The organism is Rathayibacter sp. VKM Ac-2803, assembly GCF_009807175.1.
Taxonomy (GTDB): Bacteria; Actinomycetota; Actinomycetes; order Actinomycetales; family Microbacteriaceae; genus Rathayibacter.
The window spans coordinates 1,847,509-1,868,305 of sequence record NZ_WUCD01000001.1; the positions used below are offsets into that span (position 1 = coordinate 1,847,509).

Sequence of the window (20,797 nt, forward strand, 5' to 3'; positions counted from 1 at the left end):
CGTTGCGCAGGGTGATCCGCATGGTCCATTCCTCTGGAGAGTACTTTGCCCAAAATCCTGATCGTCGGAGGCGGCTACGCCGGTTTCTACACCGCGTGGAAGCTCGAGAAGTACCTGCGCCCCAACGAGGCCGAGGTCACGATCGTCGACCCGCTGCCCTACATGGCGTACCTGCCGTTCCTGCCCGAGGTCGCGGCCGGCTCGATCGAGCCGCGTCACGCGATCGTCTCGCTCCGCCGCCACCTCAAGAAGACCGCGATCCTCGCCGCGAAGGTCACCAAGATCGACCACGCGAGCAAGACCGCGACGATCACCCCGACGGTCGGCGAGCCCTACGACTTCGAGTACGACCAGATCGTCGTCACCGCCGGTTCGGTCTCGCGCACGTTCCCGATCCCGGGCGTCGCCGACAACGCGATCGGCCTCAAGACGATCGAGGAGGCGACCGCGATCCGCGACCGCATCCTCACCAACTTCGACAAGGCGGCGACCCTGCCCGCAGGCCCCGAGCGATCGCGCCTGCTGACCGTCACGGTCGTCGGCGGCGGCTTCGCCGGCATCGAGGTGTTCGCCGAGCTGCGCTCCTTCGCGAGCGCGCTGCTCAAGCGCTACCCCGAGATCGACTTCGAGGAGACCCAGTTCCACCTCGTCGAGGCGATGGGGCGGATCATGCCCGAGGTCGCTCTCGAGACGAGCCACTGGGTGCTCAAGAACCTCGACCAGCGCGGCGCGACCGTGCACCTCGACACCCAGCTGAAGTCGGCCGAGGGCGGCGTCATCGAGCTGTCGACCGGTCAGACGTTCGAGTCCGACCTGATCATCTGGACCGCCGGCGTCATGGCGAACCCGTCGATCAAGAACTCCGACTTCCCGATCGAGGAGCGGGGCCGCCTCCGGGTGCGCGCCGACCTCCGCGTCGGCCACGACGACGTCCTCGTCGAGGGCGCCTGGGGTGCCGGCGACGCGACGGCCGTCCCCGACCTCACCGGCGGCGGAGTGGGCGGCTACTGCGTCCCCAACGCCCAGCACGCGGTTCGCCAGGGCAAGCTGATGGCGAAGAACATCGTCGCCGTCCTCCGTGGCGAGACCCCGAAGGACTACTTCCACAAGAACCAGGGAGCGGTCGCCGGTCTCGGCATCGGAGTCGGCGTCTTCCAGTCCGGCAAGATCGCGATCAAGGGCTTCCCGGCCTGGGTCATGCACCGCGGCTACCACGGTCTCGCCATGCCCTCGTGGGAGCGCAAGCTCCGCGTGGTCGGCGGCTGGGCCGCCAACCTCGTGCTCGACCGCGACATCGCCTCGATCGAGGCCCGCGAGAACCCGCGCGGCTCCTTCGAGACCTACGCCTCGCGCCCGCGTCCGGCTGCTCCCGCCGCAGCCGCTCCGGCCGAGACGCCCGGCCCGGCCGGCGCTCCGGTCCCGGTGGGCGGCGAGCCCGCCAAGTCCTGACGTCACCGGTGGGGCTCGCGTCTCCCACCGGCCGCCCCCATAGCCCAACGGCAGAGGCAGACGACTTAAAATCGTTTCAGTCTGGGTTCGAGTCCCAGTGGGGGCACTCTCAGCGATGCTGTTGCGCCGACCAGGAGTCCTCATCCAGGTGTATCCTGGAGGCACAACGGGTCGGATGACGGAACGTTGCCAGCCTAAGGCCCCGCTCAGCGGGGCCTTAGTCGTTGAGCGGCTGGATCCTCAAGGAGTCCAGACCCGGTCGTGAGACGTCGAGTCGTCCAGCACCCCGCCCAGTCGAGCCATCGTCTTCGCAGACTTAGGGTGGATCTCCGTCACTGTCTTCCTCCGTCGATGCAGGTACACGGCGAGATCGGCAGTCTGCAATCCTCCGGTGTCCTTCGACGATGCGAAGTGGATCGGGGCCGAAATCAGATCGAGCTTGCTCGATCGATAACCTGGGGTTCCGAGCAATTGGTAACTCTCGAACTGCCGCCGGTGATCTTCCTGGGTCGCGATCTCATCTGCCACGACGACGACCTTCCCGTGGTCCGAGGAGAAGCAGTCGCGGCGATAGTCGTTGATCCGCTCGAGAAGGTGTTGAAGAACGATCCCGTGCGGCTTCCTCCGGAGCTGGTATCGGGTGTTCAAGCGCTGCACGTCCACACCGCGGAAGAGGTAGTGCACGCCAGCGGACCGCGCGATGGCGAGAGCAGCCGCATAGATGTCCGCCGCCTCTCGATGCTTGCCGCGCAGCGCCTTCCAGTCGCCCGAGCCGCCCATCAGCTCGTGCCCGTGGAACTCCACGTCTAGTCGAACGCCGTGCTCTGCGGTCACTCGCTGCCGCAGGTGTTGATACTCCCGCTCCAGTTCGTCCCACTTCTCCTTCGTCGTCACGGCGGCGCCGATGAAGTAGTAATCCTGGTTGTAGGACTCATCCACGTAGGCGATCAGCACAGAATCGCCTCGGATATCTTGTTCGGCGCTCCGACCAGACGCGTGGCTCTCCAACTGCTCTCCACTATCCGGACGGCAGAGGCCGAATCAGGCCCCGGCCCTTCTCCAGGAGGCCGCACGGGAACCTTCGCGCGCCTCCACAGTCCGCTTCGTCCCGTCAGGCCTCCGAATCCGCCGGGATCAGCGCACAATGGATCTCCGAGATCCTCTGACGATCGAGATCACGGCGGCGACCAGGGCTGCGAGGCCTGTCAGACTCGTGATGACCTCATTCATTGTGCTCGTGATATCCGCCGTGATCGGAGCGGCGATGAGATCACGGACTTCAGCTCCGATGTCTTCGGCGAATGTGACACTGAGAAGCATGAGCACGTTCGTGTAGAGAACGACGATCGCCCAGGGAGCCTGGAGGGCGGTCTCCTGCTTGAGCTTGGGCAGGGGCTTCGGAAGCTGTCCCTCGCCGAAGGAGGCGCCCCGGTGACGGCTCTTCTTCCGGGGTGGAAGAACCAGCTCGATGCACCTCTCGAACCATTTCTGTGAGTCCTCGACGGCGGTGGCAGGGTCCTCGAGAAGGGGCCGCTGCGCGATGACGGCAAGAGAGGCCGACTGCCAACGCCGGGCCCGCGCAGATTGTGACGGCAGGTCGAGCGGAGTGCGAGCGAATCTCTCGATGAGGTGTCTCTCGACCAGGTCGAGGGCGTCAGTACGTCGCGCATCTGCAGCGAGCGGACCGTCCTTCGAAGCGTTCTGAACCCAGAGCATCTGCTCGAAGAAGCTCCATTCGAATGGCTGGCGGTTGCGCCAACGGCGATTCCGCAGAGACATCGTGACGAAGAACGGGGCACAACCGAAAACGGCGAGCGCGAAAGAGATCGGGAACCAGATCGTCGAATAGGGAATGAGGCACACGAGCGTCAGCGCCAGCTGCGCGAGAGCGGCCGCGACCGACACCTCCGCGAGAAGGACCGGGATCGCGAAGCGGGCGCGATGAGCGCGTTCGGCCGTTCGGAAGGTCGTCTCGTATTGGGCGCAATACCTCTTCCACGCGGCGCCTCTCCCATACGCCTTCGGCCTCGCCGGGCCACTGATGACGCTCGCCCAACCGAGGATGCGAAGCCAGCGCCTTTCGCTGGACGTGACGTGATCGGGGGTACTGAGGATGACGGAGGCAGGCAGAACAGCCAGCATCCAGAGGCCCCAGAGGACGCTGGCCACGAGGCTCAGCCACTCGACACGCAGCCACCAGGTCTGCCAGAACTCGACCACGCTTCTCTCCCGCATCTCACTCGAAGATACGAGGATAGCTCGCGTCCTCCCTCGCGCCGGCGCACGCGCTCGACGAGGCCCGACTCCTTCGTGCGGCTACATCGTCGAGCGAGCCCCGGTGAACGAGACAGCGCCTCAGGGGGTCGGCGCCGCCAATAGGAAGCCGGATCCGGTCGTCCAGGACGAACGGATCCACCACTGAATCGACCTGCGGACGAGCACCACGCCGTTGTCCGACGTGGAGTCGCCGGTGCTGGTACGCGCTCGTACCGCGACGAAGAGCGCTCGCTCCGATCAGTGCTCAGTCACGCGGCACGCGCGTGGGCGCTCTTCTCGAGGACGGGCGCGCTCAGCAGCGCCGCCTCGAGCGCTCCCGTGATCTCGCCGGGCGCGCACTCGGCGCACAGCACGACGAGGTCGTCGAGGTCGCTCGCTCCGGAGCGGTCGAGGACGAGGGAGTCGGTTCCGCAGCTTCCGCATTCGATCATGCGGGTACCGTACGTCCGACCTCCGACATCGCCGGGAGCGGCTCCGGCGGGTCGCTCGGCGGCTACCGTTCGGTCTCGATACCGTCAATCCCCAGCCCGGCGAGCCCGCCTCCCCTAGAGTCGAGCGAAGGCGGTCCTCGCGCCCGTTCGGAGCGCCCGCGCTGCCGGAACGGGAGCACGGGACGGCCGGATCACCGGGGGACGCGCTCGACGAGTGCGACCCCCCTCTCGTGCCCGCGGGCACCGTCACGCACCGCCCGGCGACGGGCGGCAGGAGGCCTCCATGGGGAAGCTGCTCTACGGCGCCTCGGGCGTCGAGATCGAGTTCGACGACCGAACGCTCACGCACGTCCAGATCGTGATCGCCAACAAGCTGCGGCGGCGCGAGAGCTTCTTCTTCTCGTGGCGCGACGATCCAGCCGTGGGCGACGGCCGGTCGAGCATCTGGCTCGACCCGACGGTACCGCTCTACTTCAAGTACTTCGGCGGGCGCGTGCCCTCGATCAACCGCACGTGGATCGACCTGCTCACGGTGTCGGCGAACTCGTCCGGCGGGCTCCAGCTCGTCCAGGAGCCCGACGCCGCGCCCACGCCGCCGCCGAAGGGCGAGCAGGGCGCCTGACGCGCCCGGGCCAGCCCGACCTGCACCGCCCATCCCCTTCACTCCAGGAAGAGCGATCATGAAGCGCGACGTCTCGGCCCACCTCACCCTCGACGTCGCGCAGCCCGCGATGCTCGTCTTCTCGATCACCGTCGCATCGGCGTACGGCGCCCCCGAGACGCTGTCGATGTCCCTGGACGGGCGTCCCGTGACTCCGCGCGAGGTCCTCGACCAGCACGGCACCCGGCTGCACGTCCTCGAGGCGGAGCGCGGGAGCCTGGTCGTCGACTACAGCGCGAGCATCGACGGGCGCCTCGGCCCGCTCGACGGCGAGGAGGTCGACCGGCTGCGCTACCTGCGCCCGAGCCGCTACGCCGAGTCCGACATCCTCGCGGCGACCGCCCACGCCGAGTTCTCGGGGCTCTCGGGCCAGGACCTGCTCGCCGCCGTCAGCTCGTGGGTCGGCACCCGTCTGGCGTACGTGCCCGGCTCGAGCCTGCCGACCGACGGCGCGGAGCGCACCTTCCTCGCCCGCCGCGGCGTCTGCCGCGACTTCGCGCACCTCGTGATCGCCCTCCTGCGCGCGCTCGACGTCCCGGCGCGGCTCGTCGCCGTCTACGCGCCCGGCCTCGCGCCGATGGACTTCCACGCGGTCGCCGAGGCGTGGGTCGACGGGGAGTGGCACGTGGTCGACGCGACCACCCTCGCTCCGCGCCCCAGCCTCGTCCGGATCGCCACCGGGCGGGATGCGGCCGACACCGCTTTCCTCAGCGTCTACGACGGCATCGCGACGCTCGGGGAGTTCGTCGTCGGCGCCGTGGCCGACGTCCTCCCGGACGACGACGTGCGCGAGCTCGCCACGATCGGCTGAGGCGGCCGCTACTCCGGATCGACGAAGCGGCGCCACGCCCAGATCGACGTGCACACCGCGCTGAAGGCGACGACTGCGAGCACCGCCGGTGCCGCGCCTCCGTCGCTCGACCACGCCCTGATGGTCGGGGTGAGCAGGAGGAAGAGCACGGTCGTCGACAGCAGGGTCAGCCCGAGCCAGAGGGCCGGCGACCAGCGCAGGATGCTCTGACCCGCCGGGCGGCCGACCGGGAAGAGCAGGACGACGCTCGAGCCCACGGCGAGCAGCGTGGTCGCGCTGAGCACCTCGGCGGCGAGCACCGCGGTGAACGAGCCGTCGGCCGGCACGAGGTCGGAGGCGCCCCAGGCGAGTCCGCCGAGAGCGAGCAGCGCGACGACGCGCGCGGTCGCCAGCTTCGCCCTGTCGACGGCCGTCGTCGCGTCGGGCAGGAGGAGCCCGATCACGACGCCGAAGAGGAACGCGGGGTCGAGACCGGCGAAGCGCGAGAGCAGCGCGGCGCCGGCGACGAGCACCAGAGCGCGGGGCGCGCCGACGATGCGGATGGCGGGGAGGCCGAGGCGTCGGCCGAGGAGCGCCGGCACCGCAGCCGCCACGGCGTTCACGAGTGCGACCGCGACGATCACCGCGATCAGGAGCCTCAGGTAGGCGGGCTGTCCGTCGACGCGTCCGGAGAGCAGGACGAGCCCCGCGGCGCAGCCGATCGTCCCGATCACCATGGCGCGCGGCGAGGGGGCGGGACGCTCCGGCCGGTCGTCGAACTCGACTCGGGCGCGGTTGCGGCCCGTGAGCTGCCAGGTGCGCGGCACCCGAGGGGCTCGGCCCGCGACCGCCAGGCGGGCCGGGACGATCACGAGGGCGAGCGAGGCGAGCGCCAGAGCGAGGGAGCGCACCCAGTCGGCCATCGTCACGAGCGGGGCGCCGGAGGAGAGCGCGGTGGTCATGCCGGTCGCGGCGCTCCAGCCGCCGGGGGCCGATCCGCCGTCCGCCGGCGCGGGCGCGGGCGCGGCGGGGGGTGCGTCGGTGGGCGCTGCGCCGGGTGCCGGAGCAGCGGTCGCGCCCGGCGCCTGCGTGCTCTGCGGTGCGGGGGAGCTCTGGCCGGGTCGCGTCGGGGTCGAGGTGGCCGTGGGGCGGGGCGTGGTCGACCTCGGGGTCGGCGACGTCGATCCGGGAACGGTCGACGGGTTCGCGGTCCCCGGCGCGGTCGCGGTCGCACTCGGGGTCGGCGCGGTCGCCGAGGGAGTGGGGGTCGCCGCCGCGGCGAAGGTGACGTCGAGCCACGGGCTCGGCGAGCTGTAATTGCCGGCCGCGTCACCCGCGATGGCGGAGACACGGTGCGCACCGGCGGTGACGGTGCCGCCCGTGCAGGTCCAGACTCCGCCGGTCACCGGGGCGTCGCAGGTGTTGACGCGGTCGACGTAGACGAAGGCGCGCGTGCCGTCGACGCCGGTGCCCGTGTACACGGCTCCGACGAGTGGCAGCGCGGCGCCCGCGCCGGGAGACGTGACGGTGGGCGCCTCCGGTTCGACGGTGTCGACGACCAGTGTCACGGCCGCGCTCGGGGGCGACACGGCGCCGCCCGCGAAGGAGGCGGTCTGCGTCGCCGTGACGCGGTGGCTCCCGGCGGCCGGTGCCGGGGCGAGCTGGCAGAACCAGCGTCCGGCGGAGTCGGCGGTGGCCAGGCACGAGGCGCCGCCGTCGGAGGTCGCGGCGACGCTCGCACCGGGGTAGGCGGTCCCGCTGACCGACCCGGCCGAGGTCGCCGAGCCGTCGACCGACTCGATCACGGGCGGGCCCAGGACGGCGACACCGACGCTCGCCGAGGTCGTCCCGCCGGTGGCGAGCAGCTCGACGGCCGTCAGCGCGAAGCGGCCGTCGTCGAGCTCGAACGAGCAGGACCAGGTCTCATCCGTCGCAACGGTGGTGATGCAGACCGGGTCTCCGCCGTTCTGCGTGCTGATCTGGATCTGATCGCCGGCCGTCCCGGTGCCGGTCGCGGTCACCGAGCGGCTGGGGAGGACGGTGCCCGAGGCGGGGGCGGTGATCGTGAGGGCCGCCGCCTGCGCGGACGGGGCGAGCAGGCCCGCGGCGGCTCCGAGAGTCGCCAGGACCACGGCGAGGAACGCCCCGCGTCGACGGGCGCCGCTCCTGCGGGATCGGCGGAGCCGACCCATCGGGACGCCCGATGAACCCCCCGGCCTTGCCACGTCGACGCTCGCTATCACAGTTGCGTCCATTGCACGGGGGTGCGCGGGCAGTGTCAAGCGCGCCGCACCGTCGTTGCGAGATGTACACCGAGGGAGGGAGGCGGGTCCGCCGGGCGGGGGAGCCGTGGTCCGGGGCGGGAGAGCGCTTCCGCGAGAATATACCCATCCCACTACGGCTCGGAGGCACGGATGAGCGAGGACGAGGCACGCGGGCGCGATCGGCGGCGGGTGCGCGCCGAGGCGGTGCGCTTCGACGATCCGCGCGAGCTCGGCCGGCTCCTCCCGCCGGGGCTCCGCGTCGGGCTCGCGCAGAGCGCCTTCCAGACCGAGGGCTCGCTCGAGACCGGCGGCCGCGGGCGGTCGGTGTGGGACGACTTCGCCCTCCGCCGCGGGACGATCGCCGAGGAGGCGACTCCCGAGATCGCGACCGACTTCCTCCTCCGCTGGCGCGACGACCTCGCCCTGCTGGTCGATCTGGGCATCGACGAGCTGCGCCTCTCGATCGCGTGGACGCGCCTCCAGCCCGAGGGCCGCGGGCCGATCGACCACGGCGGTCTCGGCTTCTACGACCGGGTGCTCGACGCGCTCGCAGAGGCGGGGATCCGGGTCGCGCTCACCCTCCACCACCGCGACACGCCCTCCGCCCTCAGCGGCGGCTGGATGAACCGCGACACGGCGCTCCGCTTCGGCGACCTCGCCTTCGAGGTCGGCTCGCGCCTCGGCGACCGAGTGGCCGACTGGATCACTCTCGACCAGCCGTCGACGGTGATGCTCGAGGGCTACGCGCTCACGCGGCAGGCTCCCGCAGCGGGGCGGCTCTTCAACGCCCTGCCCGCGCTGCACCACCAGCTCCTCGGCCACGGTGTCGCCGTCGAGGCGCTCCGGGCCGCCGAGGTCTCGGGGCGCATCGGACTCGTCGACGCTCTGGCGCCGGTCGAACCGGCCACCGAGTCGGAGGAGGACGGCGCCTGGGCCGCACTGGCCGACGTCCTGCGCAACAGGCTGGTCGCCGACGCGGTCCTCACCGGCGCCTACCCGGCAGGGCCGGGGGAGCTGCCGCCGTTCCTCGAGAAGCTGGAGCGGGTCGATCCGCGCGACCTCGAGCGGATCAGCGCACCGCTCGACTTCTACGCCGTCGCGCCCCTCGCTCCGCAGCGCATCGCCGCGGGGCGCGACCCGGCCGCGCCCGTCGGAGTGGGCGCCCCGCCGACCCTGCCCTTCCACGAGCGGCCGTGGCCCGAGCTCGACCGGACCGGCGACGGCTCGCCGTCCGCCCCGTGGGCGCCGGTGGCCGTCCTCAGGAGGCTCGTCGAGCGCTACGGCGACACCCTCCCTCCGCTGGTCGTCACGGCACTCGGAGCGAGCTACCCCGACAGCATCGACCGGAACGGGGCGATCGTCGACACCGAGCGCATCCGCTGGATCGGCGCGCACCTCGGCGCGCTCGCCCAGGCCGTCCACGAGGGGCTGCCGCTCGAGTCGGTGCAGCTGTGGACGCTGGTCGACGCGTTCGAGTGGCAGCACGGCTACACCCGGCCGCACGGACTCGTCGCGCTCGACACCCGTGGCGCCGATCGGGTGCCCAAGGCCTCGTTCGACTGGCTCCGGCGGGTGCTCGACGCCCGCTCCTGACGCCTCGGCGTGCGAGACTGCGGCGATGCAGAGCCTCCTCGCCCTCGCCTCGATCCTCCACGCCGAGCCGGCGCTCGTGCTCGGAGCCCTCGCCGACCTCCTCGAGGCCGAGGACGGCGGCGGCTACACGCGAGACGACGACGGGCTGCAGCGCCGGCTCCCCGTGCTCGGCGCCGAGCAGTGGCGCGTGCTGCCGGATGAGGAAGGGACGCGCGTCGAGTTCGAGGTCGTCGCGTCGACCGCCTCGTCGGCACTCGCCGGCGTCCTGGCGCGCCGGCGGCTCCGCGCTGCCCCCGAGCGCTTCCGCGCCATCGTGACGGCGCTGGCCGATCGCGTCGAGGAGCGCTGAGCGGCCCCCGTCCCCTTTTGTGGAGGATTGCTCATGTTGTGGGTGGTGGCGGAATCTGAAGAACACCGCGACCTGACAACTGGAGGCAACGATGATCCTGTCCATGAAGATGCGTGTGATCGGTGCGGCTCTCGCCGCGCTCTCGCTCACGAGTCTGGCGATAGCGCCTCCGGCGGAGGCTGCCTCCGGGCCCGGGGGCCGCGTCATCACCTGCACTTTGAAAGTCCACTATCCGCACAACTCCTCTCATGTTGGCGGGACGATCAATGTCACTTCGGATATCAAGTGCACGTCCGGAGTCGACTCGATCCACTCATCGACCGGTCTTCGGGGCACTCAGTCCGCGAACGGCTGGAAGCAGAAGTACAACGACTTCTACGTCGCGTCGAATGCGGCCAAGCCCTGCAAGAACGGGAGGTACTGGGGAGTCGGGTCGGGAACGGTGACCTTCCCCGCCGGCTTCTCCCCGCGGGTACAGAACCTCGAGGGCGGCGGTGCGGCAAGGACGGTCGACTGCTCGAGGAGCTCGTCCGTCGACAGCGTCGATTCGACAGCCGGCGACGGGGCGGTGTACTACCGGATCAGCGCCACTGCCGAGGAAGGACACTGAATGCTTGAAGCCTGGTCCGACGCCGATGCCGCACAATGGGTGAGCCGAGGGTCGACGAGTGGCGGTCTCACCGTCCGTCAGCTGGTTCCTGCGACGTACCCCGCGTTCGCGAGGGTGCTGCACTCCGTCGCCCCCGAGACGTGGTCGTCTCTCGCTGCTCGTGCGGGCGTCCCGATGTCGCCGACAGTTCAATGGGAGCACATCGACCTCTCCCTGGAGGGCGAGCCCTCGGGGCTGGCGCCACGAGTCGGCTTCCTCCTGCTCGACGACGCGCGACGCCTCTCCGCCGTTCTGAAGGAGCAGACGACGACCCCTCATTCCTGCTGGTTCGGACTCTGGGAGGGTTGGGCCGACTCGGTCCCGCCCCGCGAGGCCGCGAGGTTCACATGGTCTCTGCGCGGTCTCGCGCTGTTCCACGGCGCCGTCGAGGATGTGGTGGGATTCGCCGGTGAGCGCACTCCGGCTGTCTGGTGGCCGGAGGACCGCTCCTGGTTCGTGGTGACCGAGGTCGACTACGACAGCACGGTCGTCGGCGGCACGCAGGAGTGCATCGATGCGGTCATCGGATCCGGCCTCGAGGCCCTTCCTCTCGGTCCTGACGACGATCTCGTACTCCGTTGACCGGCGCGGCTGCGGCCCTCGTCGGGGGAATGCCTGAGCAGTTCTCGCTGTTGTCTACCGATGACGGGACGGGGCTTCGGAGCACCGCCCCCAGGGACGCTCGGAGGAGCACGAGGCATATGGCAGGAACAGGTACCAGCAAGGCACGCGGAACCCGCGGCGGCGACGACGAGATCGTCTACCGCCGTCACGCGAACGGTCGCGGCATGGTCGCACCGGGGTCGCGAGTGGCAGCGACGGCGTTCGTCGAGACGGGTGCGTACGTCGAGCCCGGGGCGAACGTCGGCGAGCGCGCCTGGATCGGCGCCGGCAGCTGGATCGACCGCGACGCCATGATCGGGCACAGCGCCTTCATCGGCGCGAACGTGCACGTCGGGCCCGAGGCGATCGTGGGCCCCGGCGCGCGGATCGGGAGCTACTCGCGGATCGGCGACTCCGCCGTCATCGCGACCGGCGCGCGGGTCGACCGCGACACGTTCGTGGCACCCGGGAGTCGATTCGGCCTCGACGAGAGCGCCCGCGAGTCCGGCAGCCGCGCCGCGTAGACCGACCGACGACCCTGTTCCGCAGGCTTCCAGGAGCCGCGGAATAGGGTCGTCCCATGTTCGAACTCCACCACCTCAGCGCGCAGGAGCAGTGGGACTGGCTGCAGCGCGGCGAGGTCACGCCGCTCGAGCTGACCGAGCACTACCTCGCCCGCATCGAGCGGCTGAACGGCGAGCTCGGTGCGTTCACGACCGTGACGGCGGAGGCGGCGCGCGCGCGAGCCGCGTCCCTCGCCTCCGGATCGCTGCCGCGCACTGCGGCTCTCTGGGGGCTGCCGAGCGGCGACAAGGACCTCTGGCGCCGCGCCGGGGTGCGCACCACCTTCGGATCGCGGCTGCGCGCGGACTTCGTACCTGACGCCTCCGACGAGATCGTCGACGTGCTCGACGCCGCCGGGGCGGTCAGCCTCGGCAAGACGGCCGCGCCCGAGTTCGGCATGCCGTCGTACACCGAGAGCCGGGTGGGGCCTCCGGCCGTCACGCCCTACGACACCCGGCTCGGAGCCGGCGGGTCGAGCGGGGGAGCGGCGGTCGCGGTGGCGGCCGGTCTGCTGCCGTTCGCGCCCGCCTCCGACGGGGGCGGCTCGATCCGCATCCCGGCCGCGGCGTGCGGGCTCGTCGGTCTGAAGCCCTCTCGCGGGCGCGTTCCCGCGCTGTCCGGGATCGGCGGCGTCGGCGGACTCACCGTCGCGGGCCCGATCACCCGCTCGGTCGCCGACGCCGGGCTCCTGCTCGAGGGGCTGCTCGAGCGCCGCAACGGAGCGATCCCCGAGCGGTACGCGCTCACGGCACCGGGCGACGGGGAGGGGTCGTTCCTCGGCGCTGCCGTGCGCGGAGAGGGACGCTTCCAGATCGGCGTCCTCACGCAGTCGCCCTGGGACGAGGCCTACGAGATCGGGCTCGCTCCCGAGGCGCGCACAGCTCTCGACGAGGGCATCGCGGCGCTCGACGCGCTCGGACACGGTCTCGAGGAGGCGGCACTGCCTCCGAGCACCGCGTACCCGGCCGCCTTCCGGGCGCTCTGGCAGAGCGGTGCGGCCACCCTGCCGATCGAGGGTGCGGATCTCGACCTGCTCGAGCCGCTCACCCGCTGGCTCGTCACCGAGGGGCGCCGTCGCTCCGCCCGGGGGATCATGGAGGCGGCATCGGTGCTCTCGGCCTACGAGCGCGCCGTGATCGCGGCCTTCTCGGGGTACGACGCCGTGCTGACGCCCTCGCTCACGATGACACCCCGCCCGGTCGGCTGGTACTCCGCCGACGATCCGGAGCGGAACTTCGAGCAGCAGGTGCAGTACACCCCCTACACATCGTTCGTGAACGTGAGCGGGCTGCCCGCGATCACCCTGCCGCTGAGCACGACCGCCGAGGGGCTGCCGATGGGGATCCAGCTCATCGGGCGACCCGGCGGGGAGGCGGTGCTGCTCTCGATCGGCGCGCAGCTCGAGCGGCGGGCGCGCTGGCAGAGGCGCCATCCGCCGCAGTGGTGATGCCCGGCCGATCATCAGGCTCCGGCCGTTGTCGCTTAGGTTAGGCATGCCTATACTTGCTCTCGATGTGCATGTACGAGGGACGCGAGACGGACGCCGTGGAGGCGCTGCCGGTCGACGCCAAGCAGTTCCTGATCGCCGGTGACGAGACCGTCGTCCCGTGGATCCAGAGCATGCTCGACGAGCTCCCGGCGAACGCGCGCGGACAGGTCTTCATCGAGGTCGACGACGCCCGCGGGCTCCCGCCGCTCGCCGCACCCGGCCGCGTCTGCGTGACCTGGCTCGGCCGGTCGACGCGCTCGGGCGCTCCCGGCACCGGCGCACTCTGCGGCCGCGGCGAGGCCCTCGACCGCGCGGTGCGCGCGTGGGTCGGCGAGATGTCGGTGATCGACCGCGACTACCCGTGGGCCGACGACCGCCACGACTTCTGCGCCTGGATCGGTGGAGCCGGGCCGCTCGTCGCCGAGCTCGCCGCCGACGTCGAGGCGCGCCTGCGCACCTCGGCCGAGCACGTCACCCGCTCGATCTGACGACGCAGGGTTAGGTGAGCCTAACCTTCCGTGCGATACTGGATCGATGCCTCCGACGACCGACGCCCCCGCCCGCCCGGCCTACCGGCCGTTCCTCGCGACCGTCGCCCGCGCGACCCGGATCGCCCCCCACTTCATCCGCGTCACCCTGACCGGCGACGAGCTCGCCGCCGTGGGCTGCACCGGCCCCGACCAGCGGATCAAGCTCGTGGTGCCGACGGCGACCTCGAGCGCGGACGACTTCATGGGCTCGGTGGCCGACGCCGGCGGCCCCGACGGCCTCGCGCCCGACTGGTACCTCCGCTGGCGCGAGCTGCCCGACGAGCAGCGCAACCCGCTCCGCACCTACACGATCCGGGCGACCCGGCCCGAGCTCGCCGAGGTCGACGTCGACTTCGTCGCGCACGGCGACACCGGTCCCGCCTCGGCGTGGGTCGAGTCGGCGGCGCCCGGCGCCCGCGTGGTCATCGTCGCCCCCGACTCCCGCTCCGAGATCGCCGGCGGAGGCGTCGAGTGGCACCCGGGAGCAGCGACCACGCTGCTCCTCGCCGGCGACGAGACCGCGGTTCCGGCCATCAGCGCCATCCTCGAGAGCCTCGCCGACGACGCGTCCGGGGCGGCGTTCCTCGAGGTGCCCACCGCGGAGGACCGGCTCGTGCTGCGTCACCCCGCGGGAGTGAGCGTCACCTGGCTGGTCCGGGCGCCCGGCACGGCTCCCGGCGCCCTCCTGGGCACCTCCGTTCGCGCCTGGGCGACCCGCTTCCTGACGGCGCACCATCGCGGAGTCGAGGTGTCCGACGTCGACGTCGACAGCGAGATCCTGTGGGAGGTGCCCGAGGAGAGCACGGACCCCGGCCTCTACGCGTGGATCGCGGGCGAGGCGGGCGCCGTCAAGCTCATCCGCCGCTGCCTCGTCACCGAGCTCGGCCTCGACCGCAAGCGCGTGGCGTTCATGGGGTACTGGCGCACCGGCCGCTCCGAAGCGAACTAGATCAGGACGGCGCAGCAATCCCGCTGATCGAGTAGCCCGGGCTCATCGAGATCCGCGTCCGTCACAAGGCCAGGGCTGAACCCTGACCTGTTGACGCTGGTCGGTCTCGATACGCCCCTGCAGGGCTGCTCGACCAGCATGCAGTGCGCCCCTGCGGGGCTGCTCGACCAGCATGCAGTGCGCCCCTGCGGGGCTGCTCGACCAGCATGCAGTGCGCCCCTGCGGCGCTGTGGGCTCGACCCGCATGCAGGGTGGCGGCACCGTGAGCCCGCTGATCGAGTAGCCCGCGGAGCGGGCGTATCGAGATCCACGTCCGTCAGAAGGTCAGGGCAGAGGCCCGACCTGTTGACGCTGGTGGGTCTCGATGCGCCCCTGCAGGGCTGCTCGACCAGCATGGGCGGGTGACCGGCGCCGACTCGGCCGGAGTGCCGGCCGCCGGTGGTCAGAGGGTGGGCGGGACGCCCACCAGGCGCGACGAGAGGGTCCAGAGGTCGCGGCCGAGCTGGCGGTCGCGGGCCTGGGCGGCGAGGGCGCCTCCGGGCTTGAGGCCGTCGAAGTAGGTGCCGCTCGCGGCCCCGACGTCGGGTTCCGAGACGAGGGTGATGAGCGGCACGGCACCGGCCTCTGCCGTGATGCCGTAGGAGCCGTGGGTGAGGGACGACATCACGTTCATCAAGCGCGAGTCCGAGCCGAACCCGGTGGCGACGAAGCCGGGGTGGAACGAGTAGGCGTCCACGGCCGTGGGGAGCAGCCGCTCGGCGAGCTCGCGGATGAACAGGATCGTCGCGAGCTTCGACGTGCCGTAGGCGCGCCAGCCGCCGAGTCACGGACCCTTCCGGCGATCGAGATCCTGCAGGGAGAGGTGGCCGAAGCGGTTGGCGAGGCTCGCCGTCGAGACGACGCGCGCCCCGGGCCGCTCGCGACCGGTCTCGATCAGGCGGGGGAGCAGCAGCCGCGTCAGCAGGAACGGAGCGAGGTGGTTGCTCTGGATGGTGCGCTCGTGGCCGTCGGCCGTCTCGCCGCGATCGGAGACGAGCCCGCCGGCGTTGTTGGCGAGCACGTCGATGCCGTCGTAGCGGGCGAGCAGCGCGTCGGCGAGCGAGCGCACGTCGTCGAGCCGGTCGAAGTCGGCGAGGAACGGCTCGCCCCCGACCGAGGCGGCGACCGCGCGGGTGCGCTCGGCGTTCCGGCCGACCACGGCGACGGCGGCGCCCGCCGAGGCGAGCTCCGCCGCAGCGACCTTGCCGATGCCGGAGCTCGCTCCGGTGAGCACGACGACGCGCCCCTTCATGTCAGCGACCACGGAGGTATCCGCCCTTCTCGAGACCGGCTTCGATCTCGAATCGATTGCGCAGCGGATCGCGACCCGCCAGGAGGTAGGCGAACGGGAACCACATGCCCCATCGCTGCCACTGCTGCTTGTGAACGGCCTCGTGCTCGAGGACGCGGTCCGACGCGTTCGTGTCGGTGTAGTAGCTCGTGCCCACGCAGGAGCCGCCGCGGCCGAAGGACCACGAGGGCATGCCCGTGAAGACCACCAGTCCGTTGCGGCGCTCGATGCGGCCGGTGCTCCAGAGTGCGCCCCAGGTGAGCCCGACGGCGCAGGCGAAGAGGTAGCCGGGTCGGGTGATCGCGGGGTCGAGGGCGACCTCGGCGACCGCGCGTCTCAGCGAGGCCGACTGCAGGAGGCTCACGCGCTGTCGCGTCCGTAGGTCTCGAGCAGCCGGAGCCAGACCTCGCTGATCGTCGGGTAGGAGGGCACCGCATGCCAGAGTCGCGACAGCGGGACCTCGCCGACGACCGCGATCGTGGCCGAGTGCACGAGCTCGCCCACCTCCTTGCCGACGAACGTCACCCCGAGGACGACGGAGCGCTCCTCGTCGACGACCATCCGGGCGGTGCCCGTGTAGCCGACGGCGGTGAGCGAGGCGCCGGCGACTGAGCCGATCTCGTAGTCGACGACGCGGGTGCGGTAGCCGGCCTTCTCGGCGGCGGCCGCGGTGAGGCCGACGGAGGCGACCTCGGGGTCGGTGAAGACGACCTGCGGCACGGCCTCGTGGTCGGCGGTCGCGACGTGCGCGCCCCACGGTGCGTCGTGCACGGCGGCACCGGTGCTCCGCGCGACGATGACGTCACCGGCCGCACGGGCCTGGTACTTGCCCTGGTGGGTGAGCAGAGCGCGGTGGTTGACGTCGCCGACTCCGTAGAGCCAGGGCGATCCTCCGCCCACGGGCGTGCCGTCGGCGCCGAGGACGAGCATCGTGTCGTCGACGCTCAGCGAGGAGCCGGGCTCGAGCCCGACGGTCTCGAGCCCCACGTCGCGGGTGTGCGGAGCGCGCCCGGTGGCGGCGAGGATCTCGTCGGCCTCGACGACGTCGCCGCCGTCGAGGGTCACGGCGACGGTGCCGTCGTCGCGGCGCTCGACCGACGCGGGGGAGGCGCCGATCCGCACGTCGACCCCGAGCGCGCGGAGGGCGTCGCCGACGAGCTCGCCCGCGAACGGCTCGAACGCGGCGAGCAGCCCGCTGCGGGCCAGCAGGGTCACGGAGGAGCCGAGGCCCGCGTAGGCCGTGGCCATCTCGCAGGCGACGACTCCGCCGCCGACGACGACGAGGCGTGCGGGCACCGACTCGGCGCTGGTCGCCTCGCGGCTCGTCCACGGGGCGGCGTCGCGCAGGCCCGGCACGTCGGGGACGACCGCGGTGGTGCCGGTCGCGACGGCGACCGCCGAGCGGGCGCGCAGCACCCGGACCGACCCGTCGGGTGCGGTCACGCTGACCTCGCGCTCGCCGCTCAGGCGCCCGTGTCCTCGGACGAGCGTGATGCCCGCTCCCTCGAGCCACTGCACCTGACCGTGGTCGTCCCAGCCGCTCGTGACGGAGTCGCGGTGCGCGAGCACGGCCGCCACGTCGACTCCGCCGGTCACGGCCTGCGCGGCTCCCGGCAGGTCTCGAGCGGCGCGGAGCGCCATCGGCGCGCGCAGCAGCGCCTTCGAGGGCATGCAGGCCCAGTACGAGCACTCGCCGCCGACGAGCTCGCTCTCGACGATCGCGGCGGTGAGGCCGCCCTGGACGGCGCGGTCGGCGATGTTCTCGCCGACCGGGCCCGCTCCGATGACGATCAGGTCGAAGTCGTCGGTGGTGGTGGTGGTTCCGTCGGTGCTCATGATCTCTCCCGCTTCGTCGCGGGCGCGTCGGGCGCCCCGCTGGATGTCTGCCGCTCGCGCATCAGTGCGCGGGGACGATCTCGGCCCGCCAGCCGTCGTAGCGCCCGCCCTCGCGCTCGACCGCGTCGACGACCTGGCGGAGGAAGGCCGTGGTCGCCTCCTGGTCGACGGCGGCGTGGTGGCTCGCCACCAGGACGTGCCGGAGCCTCAGCCGCGAGATCGCGATCTCGTACCCGGAGGCGACGAGCGTGCGCGCGGCCCTGCGTGCCCGGCTCCGGCGGGAGAAGACGGCGAAGTGGTCGACCTCGCGCAGCTCCCAGACCTGGTCGCCGTAGCGCAGGCGGATCTCGAGCTGCTGCGCCGCACGCTCGCGCTGCGCCTCGAGAGCGGAGTGGCCGCCGGTGCCCGCGGGTGCGCTGATCAGGGTCTCGTCGCTCATCGGCCGGTGAACTCCGCGGTCGTGCGGGCCAGGAAGGCCTCCATGCCGATACGGGCGTCGTCGGACGCCGCGAGGCGGGCCAGCTCGGCCGGCAGCGCGGCGGCGGCCTGCGCGTCGCCGTCGGAGACGGCGAGACGGGCGTTCGCGAGGGCCGCCTGCACGGCGAGCGGTGCCTGGGCGGCGATCCGCTCGGCGAGGGTGTGAGCGGCCTCGCCGACCGTCCCGTCGGGGACGACCTCCTGCACGAGCCCGATGCGGCGGGCCTCCGCGGCGTCGAAGGTGTCGCCCGTGAGGATCCAGCGGAGGGCGTCGCCCCAGCCGGCGGCGCGCGGGAAGCGCAGGGTGGCGCCGCCGAAGGGCAGGATGCCGCGGGACACCTCGACCTGGCCGAAGCGGGTCGACTCCTCGGCCACGACCACGTCGCTCGCGAGCGCGAGCTCGATGCCGAGAGTGAGGCAGGTGCCCTGCAGGCCGATGACGACCGGCTTGGAGACCGGACGGGTGCGCAGCCCCCACGGGTCGAGGCCGCCCTCGGGAACGAAGTCGAGGCCGCCCGAGCCCAGGCGGGGTCCGATGTCGGCGAGGTCGAGGCCGGCGGTGAAGTGCTCGCCCTCGGCGAGCACCACGCCGACCCGGAGCTCCGGCTCGCGGTCGAGCTCTCCGTAGGCGGCGGCGAGGGCGCTCAGCATCGCGAAGTCGGCGGCGTTGCGCTTCTCGGGGCGGTCGAGCACGATCTCGAGGGCGTGACCGCGGCGCTCGGTGCGCACGCGCTCGCGCGGGGGGATCGCGGTCATCGTTCCGCCTCTCGGGTCGCGTCCCTCCATCTTGCCGGGTGCCACCGACACTGGGGCGGCTGCCGACGGGGATTGACGGGGGTCCCTCAGGCCCCGCGGATCGCTCGGGCCCGGTAGGCCGTTCAGACCCCGCGGGTCAGCGCGCCGACGATCCGGAGGATCGTGGACAGGTCGTCGACGGCCGCCGCGGGAGAGGCTGGCGCGAAGGAGGTGACGGCCCCGCCCGCGAGCGGGAATCGCGCGCGCAGCGCCTCGAGGCAGGCGATCAGGCGCGTGGCGGGGACGCCGAAGGGCACCGGGTCGAAGAGACCCGCGAGGTCGGCCGGGTCGAGGACGTCGAGGTCGATGTGCACGTACACCGCGCCGGCGCCGGCCGCCTCGACGGCGGCGACGAGCGACTCCGGATCGAGCGCGTCGACGGGGAGGTGCCGGACGCCGCTCCCGAGCAGGCCCTCGAGCTCGCCGGGGTCGCTCGAGCGGACACCGGCCAGCACGACGCGCTCGGCCGGGACCTGCTCGTCGGCGGCGGCGCTGAGCAGGCCGACGCCGTGCCCGAGCGCGGCCGAGAGGACCATGCCCGAGAAGGCGCCGCTCGGTGAGGTCGCGGGGGTGTTCGCGTCGGGGTGCGCGTCGAACCAGACCACCGCGACCGGCTGTGCCGAGGTGCGGACGGCGTGGCCGAGGGCCGCGAAGGAGACGCCGCAGTCGCCCCCGATGGTGACGATCGGGCCGGTGCGGCCGAGGAGCGCCTCGCGCATCCGCTCGGCGGTGGTCGCGACCGAGGCGTAGCGGTGGACGCCCGTGTCCTGGGCGTCGCCCGCCTCGGGCGGCACGTCGACGACGATCGTCGCGGAGGAGGGCAGATCGCCGCGGATCGCCTCGGCTCCGTCGACCAGGCGCATGGCCCGCGTCGACGCGGAGCCCTGCCACTGCGGGACAACGAGGAAGGACGCCATGGGATTCACTATGGCACGCACGATCGCCGGGTCGAGGCGTGCGCCGGGCCCCCGTCCGGCCGGCCGCGCTCAGCGCGGGGCGTCGAGATCGACGAGAGCCTCGTCGAGCGCCGAGCGCCCCCGGTCGACGGCGCCGCGCGCCAGCTCGAGGGCGGCGGCGGGGTCGGTGGCGGCGAGTCGCGCCGCCTTCGCGAGCCGGTCGGTCGTCTCCTCCGCGAGGATCCGGGGTGCTGCGGTGACGCGATCGCCGTGCACGAGGCCGAGGAGCGACGCCGCGTCGGCCCCGAGGCGGGCGGCGGTCCGCGCGGCCTCGAAGAGCAGGAGCTGCCGCTCGGCTCGCGTCCGCGGCTCGCGGTAGCCGGCGACGACGGTGTCCAGCACGGCGTCCGCCTCGATCAGCAGGGCGAGGACGGCGGCCGGGTCGTGCAGTGAGCCGGCTGCTCGGGCCTCGTCGGCGTCGAGCAGCAGCGCGCTGGCGGCGGCGCACGCCGTCGCGACGTCGGCGGCCGATCCGAGCTGCGCCGCGGTGCGCACATCGGAGAGCGTCGCCGCCCGGTCGAGGTCGTCCCTGACCGAGCGCTCGAGACCGCTGAGCTGCGCCTCCGCCGTGGCGAGCAGAGCGGTCAGCCCCTCGACGGCGTCGAGCAGGGCGGAGGACGCGCCGTCGGCGACCGCGTCGAGTGCCTCGCGCAGCGGCCGCACCTGGCGCTCGGAGGAGGTGGTCGCGAGGACGGAGACGTCGGACCGGAGGCGCTGCAGCCGCTCCGGCACGGTCGGGAGCGGCGGGGTCACTCCGCGATCGTACGGGCCCCGTGTTACAGACCGTGTCGCCGCGGGTCGACCG

22 protein-coding genes, 1 tRNA gene and 1 pseudogene are annotated in these 20,797 nt (G+C 72.3%); 12 read left to right on the plus strand and 12 right to left on the minus strand.

What is annotated here, in order from left to right; all coding sequences use genetic code 11:
- Nucleotides 1–45 precede the first annotated feature (45 nt).
- Both GRS96_RS08550 and GRS96_RS08555 read left to right on the plus strand, forming a co-directional pair.
- A complete protein-coding gene (locus GRS96_RS08550; RefSeq protein WP_159857399.1) occupies nt 46–1,449 on the plus strand; it encodes an NAD(P)/FAD-dependent oxidoreductase in 1,404 nt (467 codons plus the stop codon).
- A 33-nt stretch (nt 1,450–1,482) separates the two neighbouring features.
- Nucleotides 1,483–1,555: transfer RNA gene (locus tag GRS96_RS08555), tRNA-Leu, on the plus strand.
- A 134-nt stretch (nt 1,556–1,689) separates the two neighbouring features.
- Here GRS96_RS08555 and GRS96_RS08560 read toward each other — a convergent pair.
- The 3 genes from GRS96_RS08560 to GRS96_RS08570 form a co-directional block, all read right to left on the minus strand.
- Complete coding sequence (locus tag GRS96_RS08560; protein WP_159988255.1) at nt 1,690–2,403, minus strand: DUF3800 domain-containing protein; 714 nt, start codon at nt 2,401–2,403, stop codon at nt 1,690–1,692.
- 180 nt (nt 2,404–2,583) lie between these two features.
- Complete coding sequence (locus GRS96_RS08565) at nt 2,584–3,669, minus strand: hypothetical protein (RefSeq protein WP_159988256.1); 1,086 nt, start codon at nt 3,667–3,669, stop codon at nt 2,584–2,586.
- 305 nt (nt 3,670–3,974) lie between these two features.
- Nucleotides 3,975–4,157, minus strand: a complete 183-nt coding sequence (locus GRS96_RS08570; protein WP_159857393.1) for a hypothetical protein — start codon at nt 4,155–4,157, stop codon at nt 3,975–3,977.
- Nucleotides 4,158–4,440: 283 nt separating this feature from the next.
- Here GRS96_RS08570 and GRS96_RS08575 point away from each other — a divergent pair, with 283 nt between their 5' ends.
- Nucleotides 4,441–4,779 carry a DUF7882 family protein gene (locus tag GRS96_RS08575; RefSeq protein WP_056042036.1) on the plus strand — a complete coding sequence of 113 codons (339 nt, stop codon included), beginning with the start codon at nt 4,441–4,443 and terminating at the stop codon, nt 4,777–4,779.
- Nucleotides 4,780–4,837: 58 nt separating this feature from the next.
- Nucleotides 4,838–5,629 carry a transglutaminase-like domain-containing protein gene (locus GRS96_RS08580; RefSeq protein ID WP_159857391.1) on the plus strand — a complete coding sequence of 264 codons (792 nt, stop codon included), beginning with the start codon at nt 4,838–4,840 and terminating at the stop codon, nt 5,627–5,629.
- 8 nt (nt 5,630–5,637) lie between these two features.
- Here the strand turns inward: GRS96_RS08580 and GRS96_RS08585 are convergent, their stop codons facing one another.
- Nucleotides 5,638–7,800, minus strand: a complete 2,163-nt coding sequence (locus tag GRS96_RS08585) for a hypothetical protein (RefSeq protein ID WP_159988257.1) — start codon at nt 7,798–7,800, stop codon at nt 5,638–5,640.
- Between the two features lie 222 nt (nt 7,801–8,022).
- On the opposite strand from GRS96_RS08585, the gene GRS96_RS08590 reads away from it, so the two are divergent.
- The 8 genes from GRS96_RS08590 to GRS96_RS08625 all read left to right on the plus strand — a co-directional run bounded on the left by GRS96_RS08590 (nt 8,023) and on the right by GRS96_RS08625 (nt 14,598).
- Nucleotides 8,023–9,465 carry a glycoside hydrolase family 1 protein gene (locus GRS96_RS08590; RefSeq protein WP_159857387.1) on the plus strand — a complete coding sequence of 481 codons (1,443 nt, stop codon included), beginning with the start codon at nt 8,023–8,025 and terminating at the stop codon, nt 9,463–9,465.
- 25 nt (nt 9,466–9,490) lie between these two features.
- The gene (locus GRS96_RS08595; protein ID WP_159857385.1) at nt 9,491–9,814 is read left to right on the plus strand and encodes a hypothetical protein; all 324 of its coding nucleotides are present in this window, start codon (nt 9,491–9,493) and stop codon (nt 9,812–9,814) included.
- Nucleotides 9,815–9,905: 91 nt separating this feature from the next.
- Nucleotides 9,906–10,424 carry a hypothetical protein gene (locus GRS96_RS08600; RefSeq protein ID WP_159988258.1) on the plus strand — a complete coding sequence of 173 codons (519 nt, stop codon included), beginning with the start codon at nt 9,906–9,908 and terminating at the stop codon, nt 10,422–10,424.
- Entirely contained in the window at nt 10,425–11,045 is a 621-nt protein-coding gene (locus GRS96_RS08605) for a hypothetical protein (RefSeq protein ID WP_159857381.1), read from the plus strand.
- A gap of 119 nt (nt 11,046–11,164) precedes the next feature.
- Nucleotides 11,165–11,590: a hypothetical protein gene (locus tag GRS96_RS08610; RefSeq protein ID WP_159857379.1), complete on the plus strand. Its 426-nt coding sequence runs from the start codon at nt 11,165–11,167 to the stop codon at nt 11,588–11,590.
- A gap of 56 nt (nt 11,591–11,646) precedes the next feature.
- On the plus strand, nt 11,647–13,077 hold the full coding sequence (locus GRS96_RS08615) for an amidase (RefSeq protein ID WP_159988259.1): 1,431 nt from the start codon (nt 11,647–11,649) through the stop codon (nt 13,075–13,077).
- A 71-nt stretch (nt 13,078–13,148) separates the two neighbouring features.
- Nucleotides 13,149–13,607 (plus strand): SIP domain-containing protein, encoded by a 459-nt coding sequence (locus GRS96_RS08620; RefSeq protein ID WP_159988260.1) that lies wholly within the window; start codon nt 13,149–13,151, stop codon nt 13,605–13,607.
- Nucleotides 13,608–13,653: 46 nt separating this feature from the next.
- Entirely contained in the window at nt 13,654–14,598 is a 945-nt protein-coding gene (locus tag GRS96_RS08625; protein ID WP_159857373.1) for a siderophore-interacting protein, read from the plus strand.
- A 442-nt stretch (nt 14,599–15,040) separates the two neighbouring features.
- On the opposite strand, the gene GRS96_RS20630 is transcribed toward GRS96_RS08625, so the two are convergent.
- The 8 genes and pseudogenes from GRS96_RS20630 to GRS96_RS08660 all read right to left on the minus strand — a co-directional run bounded on the left by GRS96_RS20630 (nt 15,041) and on the right by GRS96_RS08660 (nt 20,745).
- Nucleotides 15,041–15,334 carry a hypothetical protein gene (locus GRS96_RS20630; RefSeq protein ID WP_236553593.1) on the minus strand — a complete coding sequence of 98 codons (294 nt, stop codon included), beginning with the start codon at nt 15,332–15,334 and terminating at the stop codon, nt 15,041–15,043.
- A gap of 87 nt (nt 15,335–15,421) precedes the next feature.
- Nucleotides 15,422–15,901, minus strand: a complete 480-nt coding sequence (locus GRS96_RS20635; protein WP_236553594.1) for an SDR family NAD(P)-dependent oxidoreductase — start codon at nt 15,899–15,901, stop codon at nt 15,422–15,424.
- Complete coding sequence (locus GRS96_RS08635) at nt 15,891–16,283, minus strand: Fe-S oxidoreductase (protein ID WP_235022045.1); 393 nt, start codon at nt 16,281–16,283, stop codon at nt 15,891–15,893. Before GRS96_RS08635 ends, GRS96_RS20635 begins: the two co-directional genes overlap by 11 nt.
- Before the next feature lie 5 nt (nt 16,284–16,288).
- Nucleotides 16,289–17,764, minus strand: coding sequence for a dihydrolipoyl dehydrogenase family protein (locus GRS96_RS08640; protein WP_159988261.1), 1,476 nt, complete (start codon nt 17,762–17,764; stop codon nt 16,289–16,291).
- A 61-nt stretch (nt 17,765–17,825) separates the two neighbouring features.
- The gene (locus tag GRS96_RS08645) at nt 17,826–18,203 is read right to left on the minus strand and encodes a ribonuclease E inhibitor RraB (protein WP_159988262.1); all 378 of its coding nucleotides are present in this window, start codon (nt 18,201–18,203) and stop codon (nt 17,826–17,828) included.
- Nucleotides 18,200–18,997: a crotonase/enoyl-CoA hydratase family protein gene (locus GRS96_RS08650; protein WP_159857367.1), complete on the minus strand. Its 798-nt coding sequence runs from the start codon at nt 18,995–18,997 to the stop codon at nt 18,200–18,202. The genes GRS96_RS08645 and GRS96_RS08650 overlap by 4 nt, the downstream gene beginning before the upstream one ends.
- A 122-nt stretch (nt 18,998–19,119) precedes the next feature.
- A pseudogene (locus tag GRS96_RS08655) lies at nt 19,120–19,989 on the minus strand (arginase family protein); the annotation flags it as partial.
- Between the two features lie 33 nt (nt 19,990–20,022).
- Nucleotides 20,023–20,745 (minus strand): hypothetical protein, encoded by a 723-nt coding sequence (locus GRS96_RS08660; protein ID WP_159988263.1) that lies wholly within the window; start codon nt 20,743–20,745, stop codon nt 20,023–20,025.
- Nucleotides 20,746–20,797: the final 52 nt, after the last annotated feature.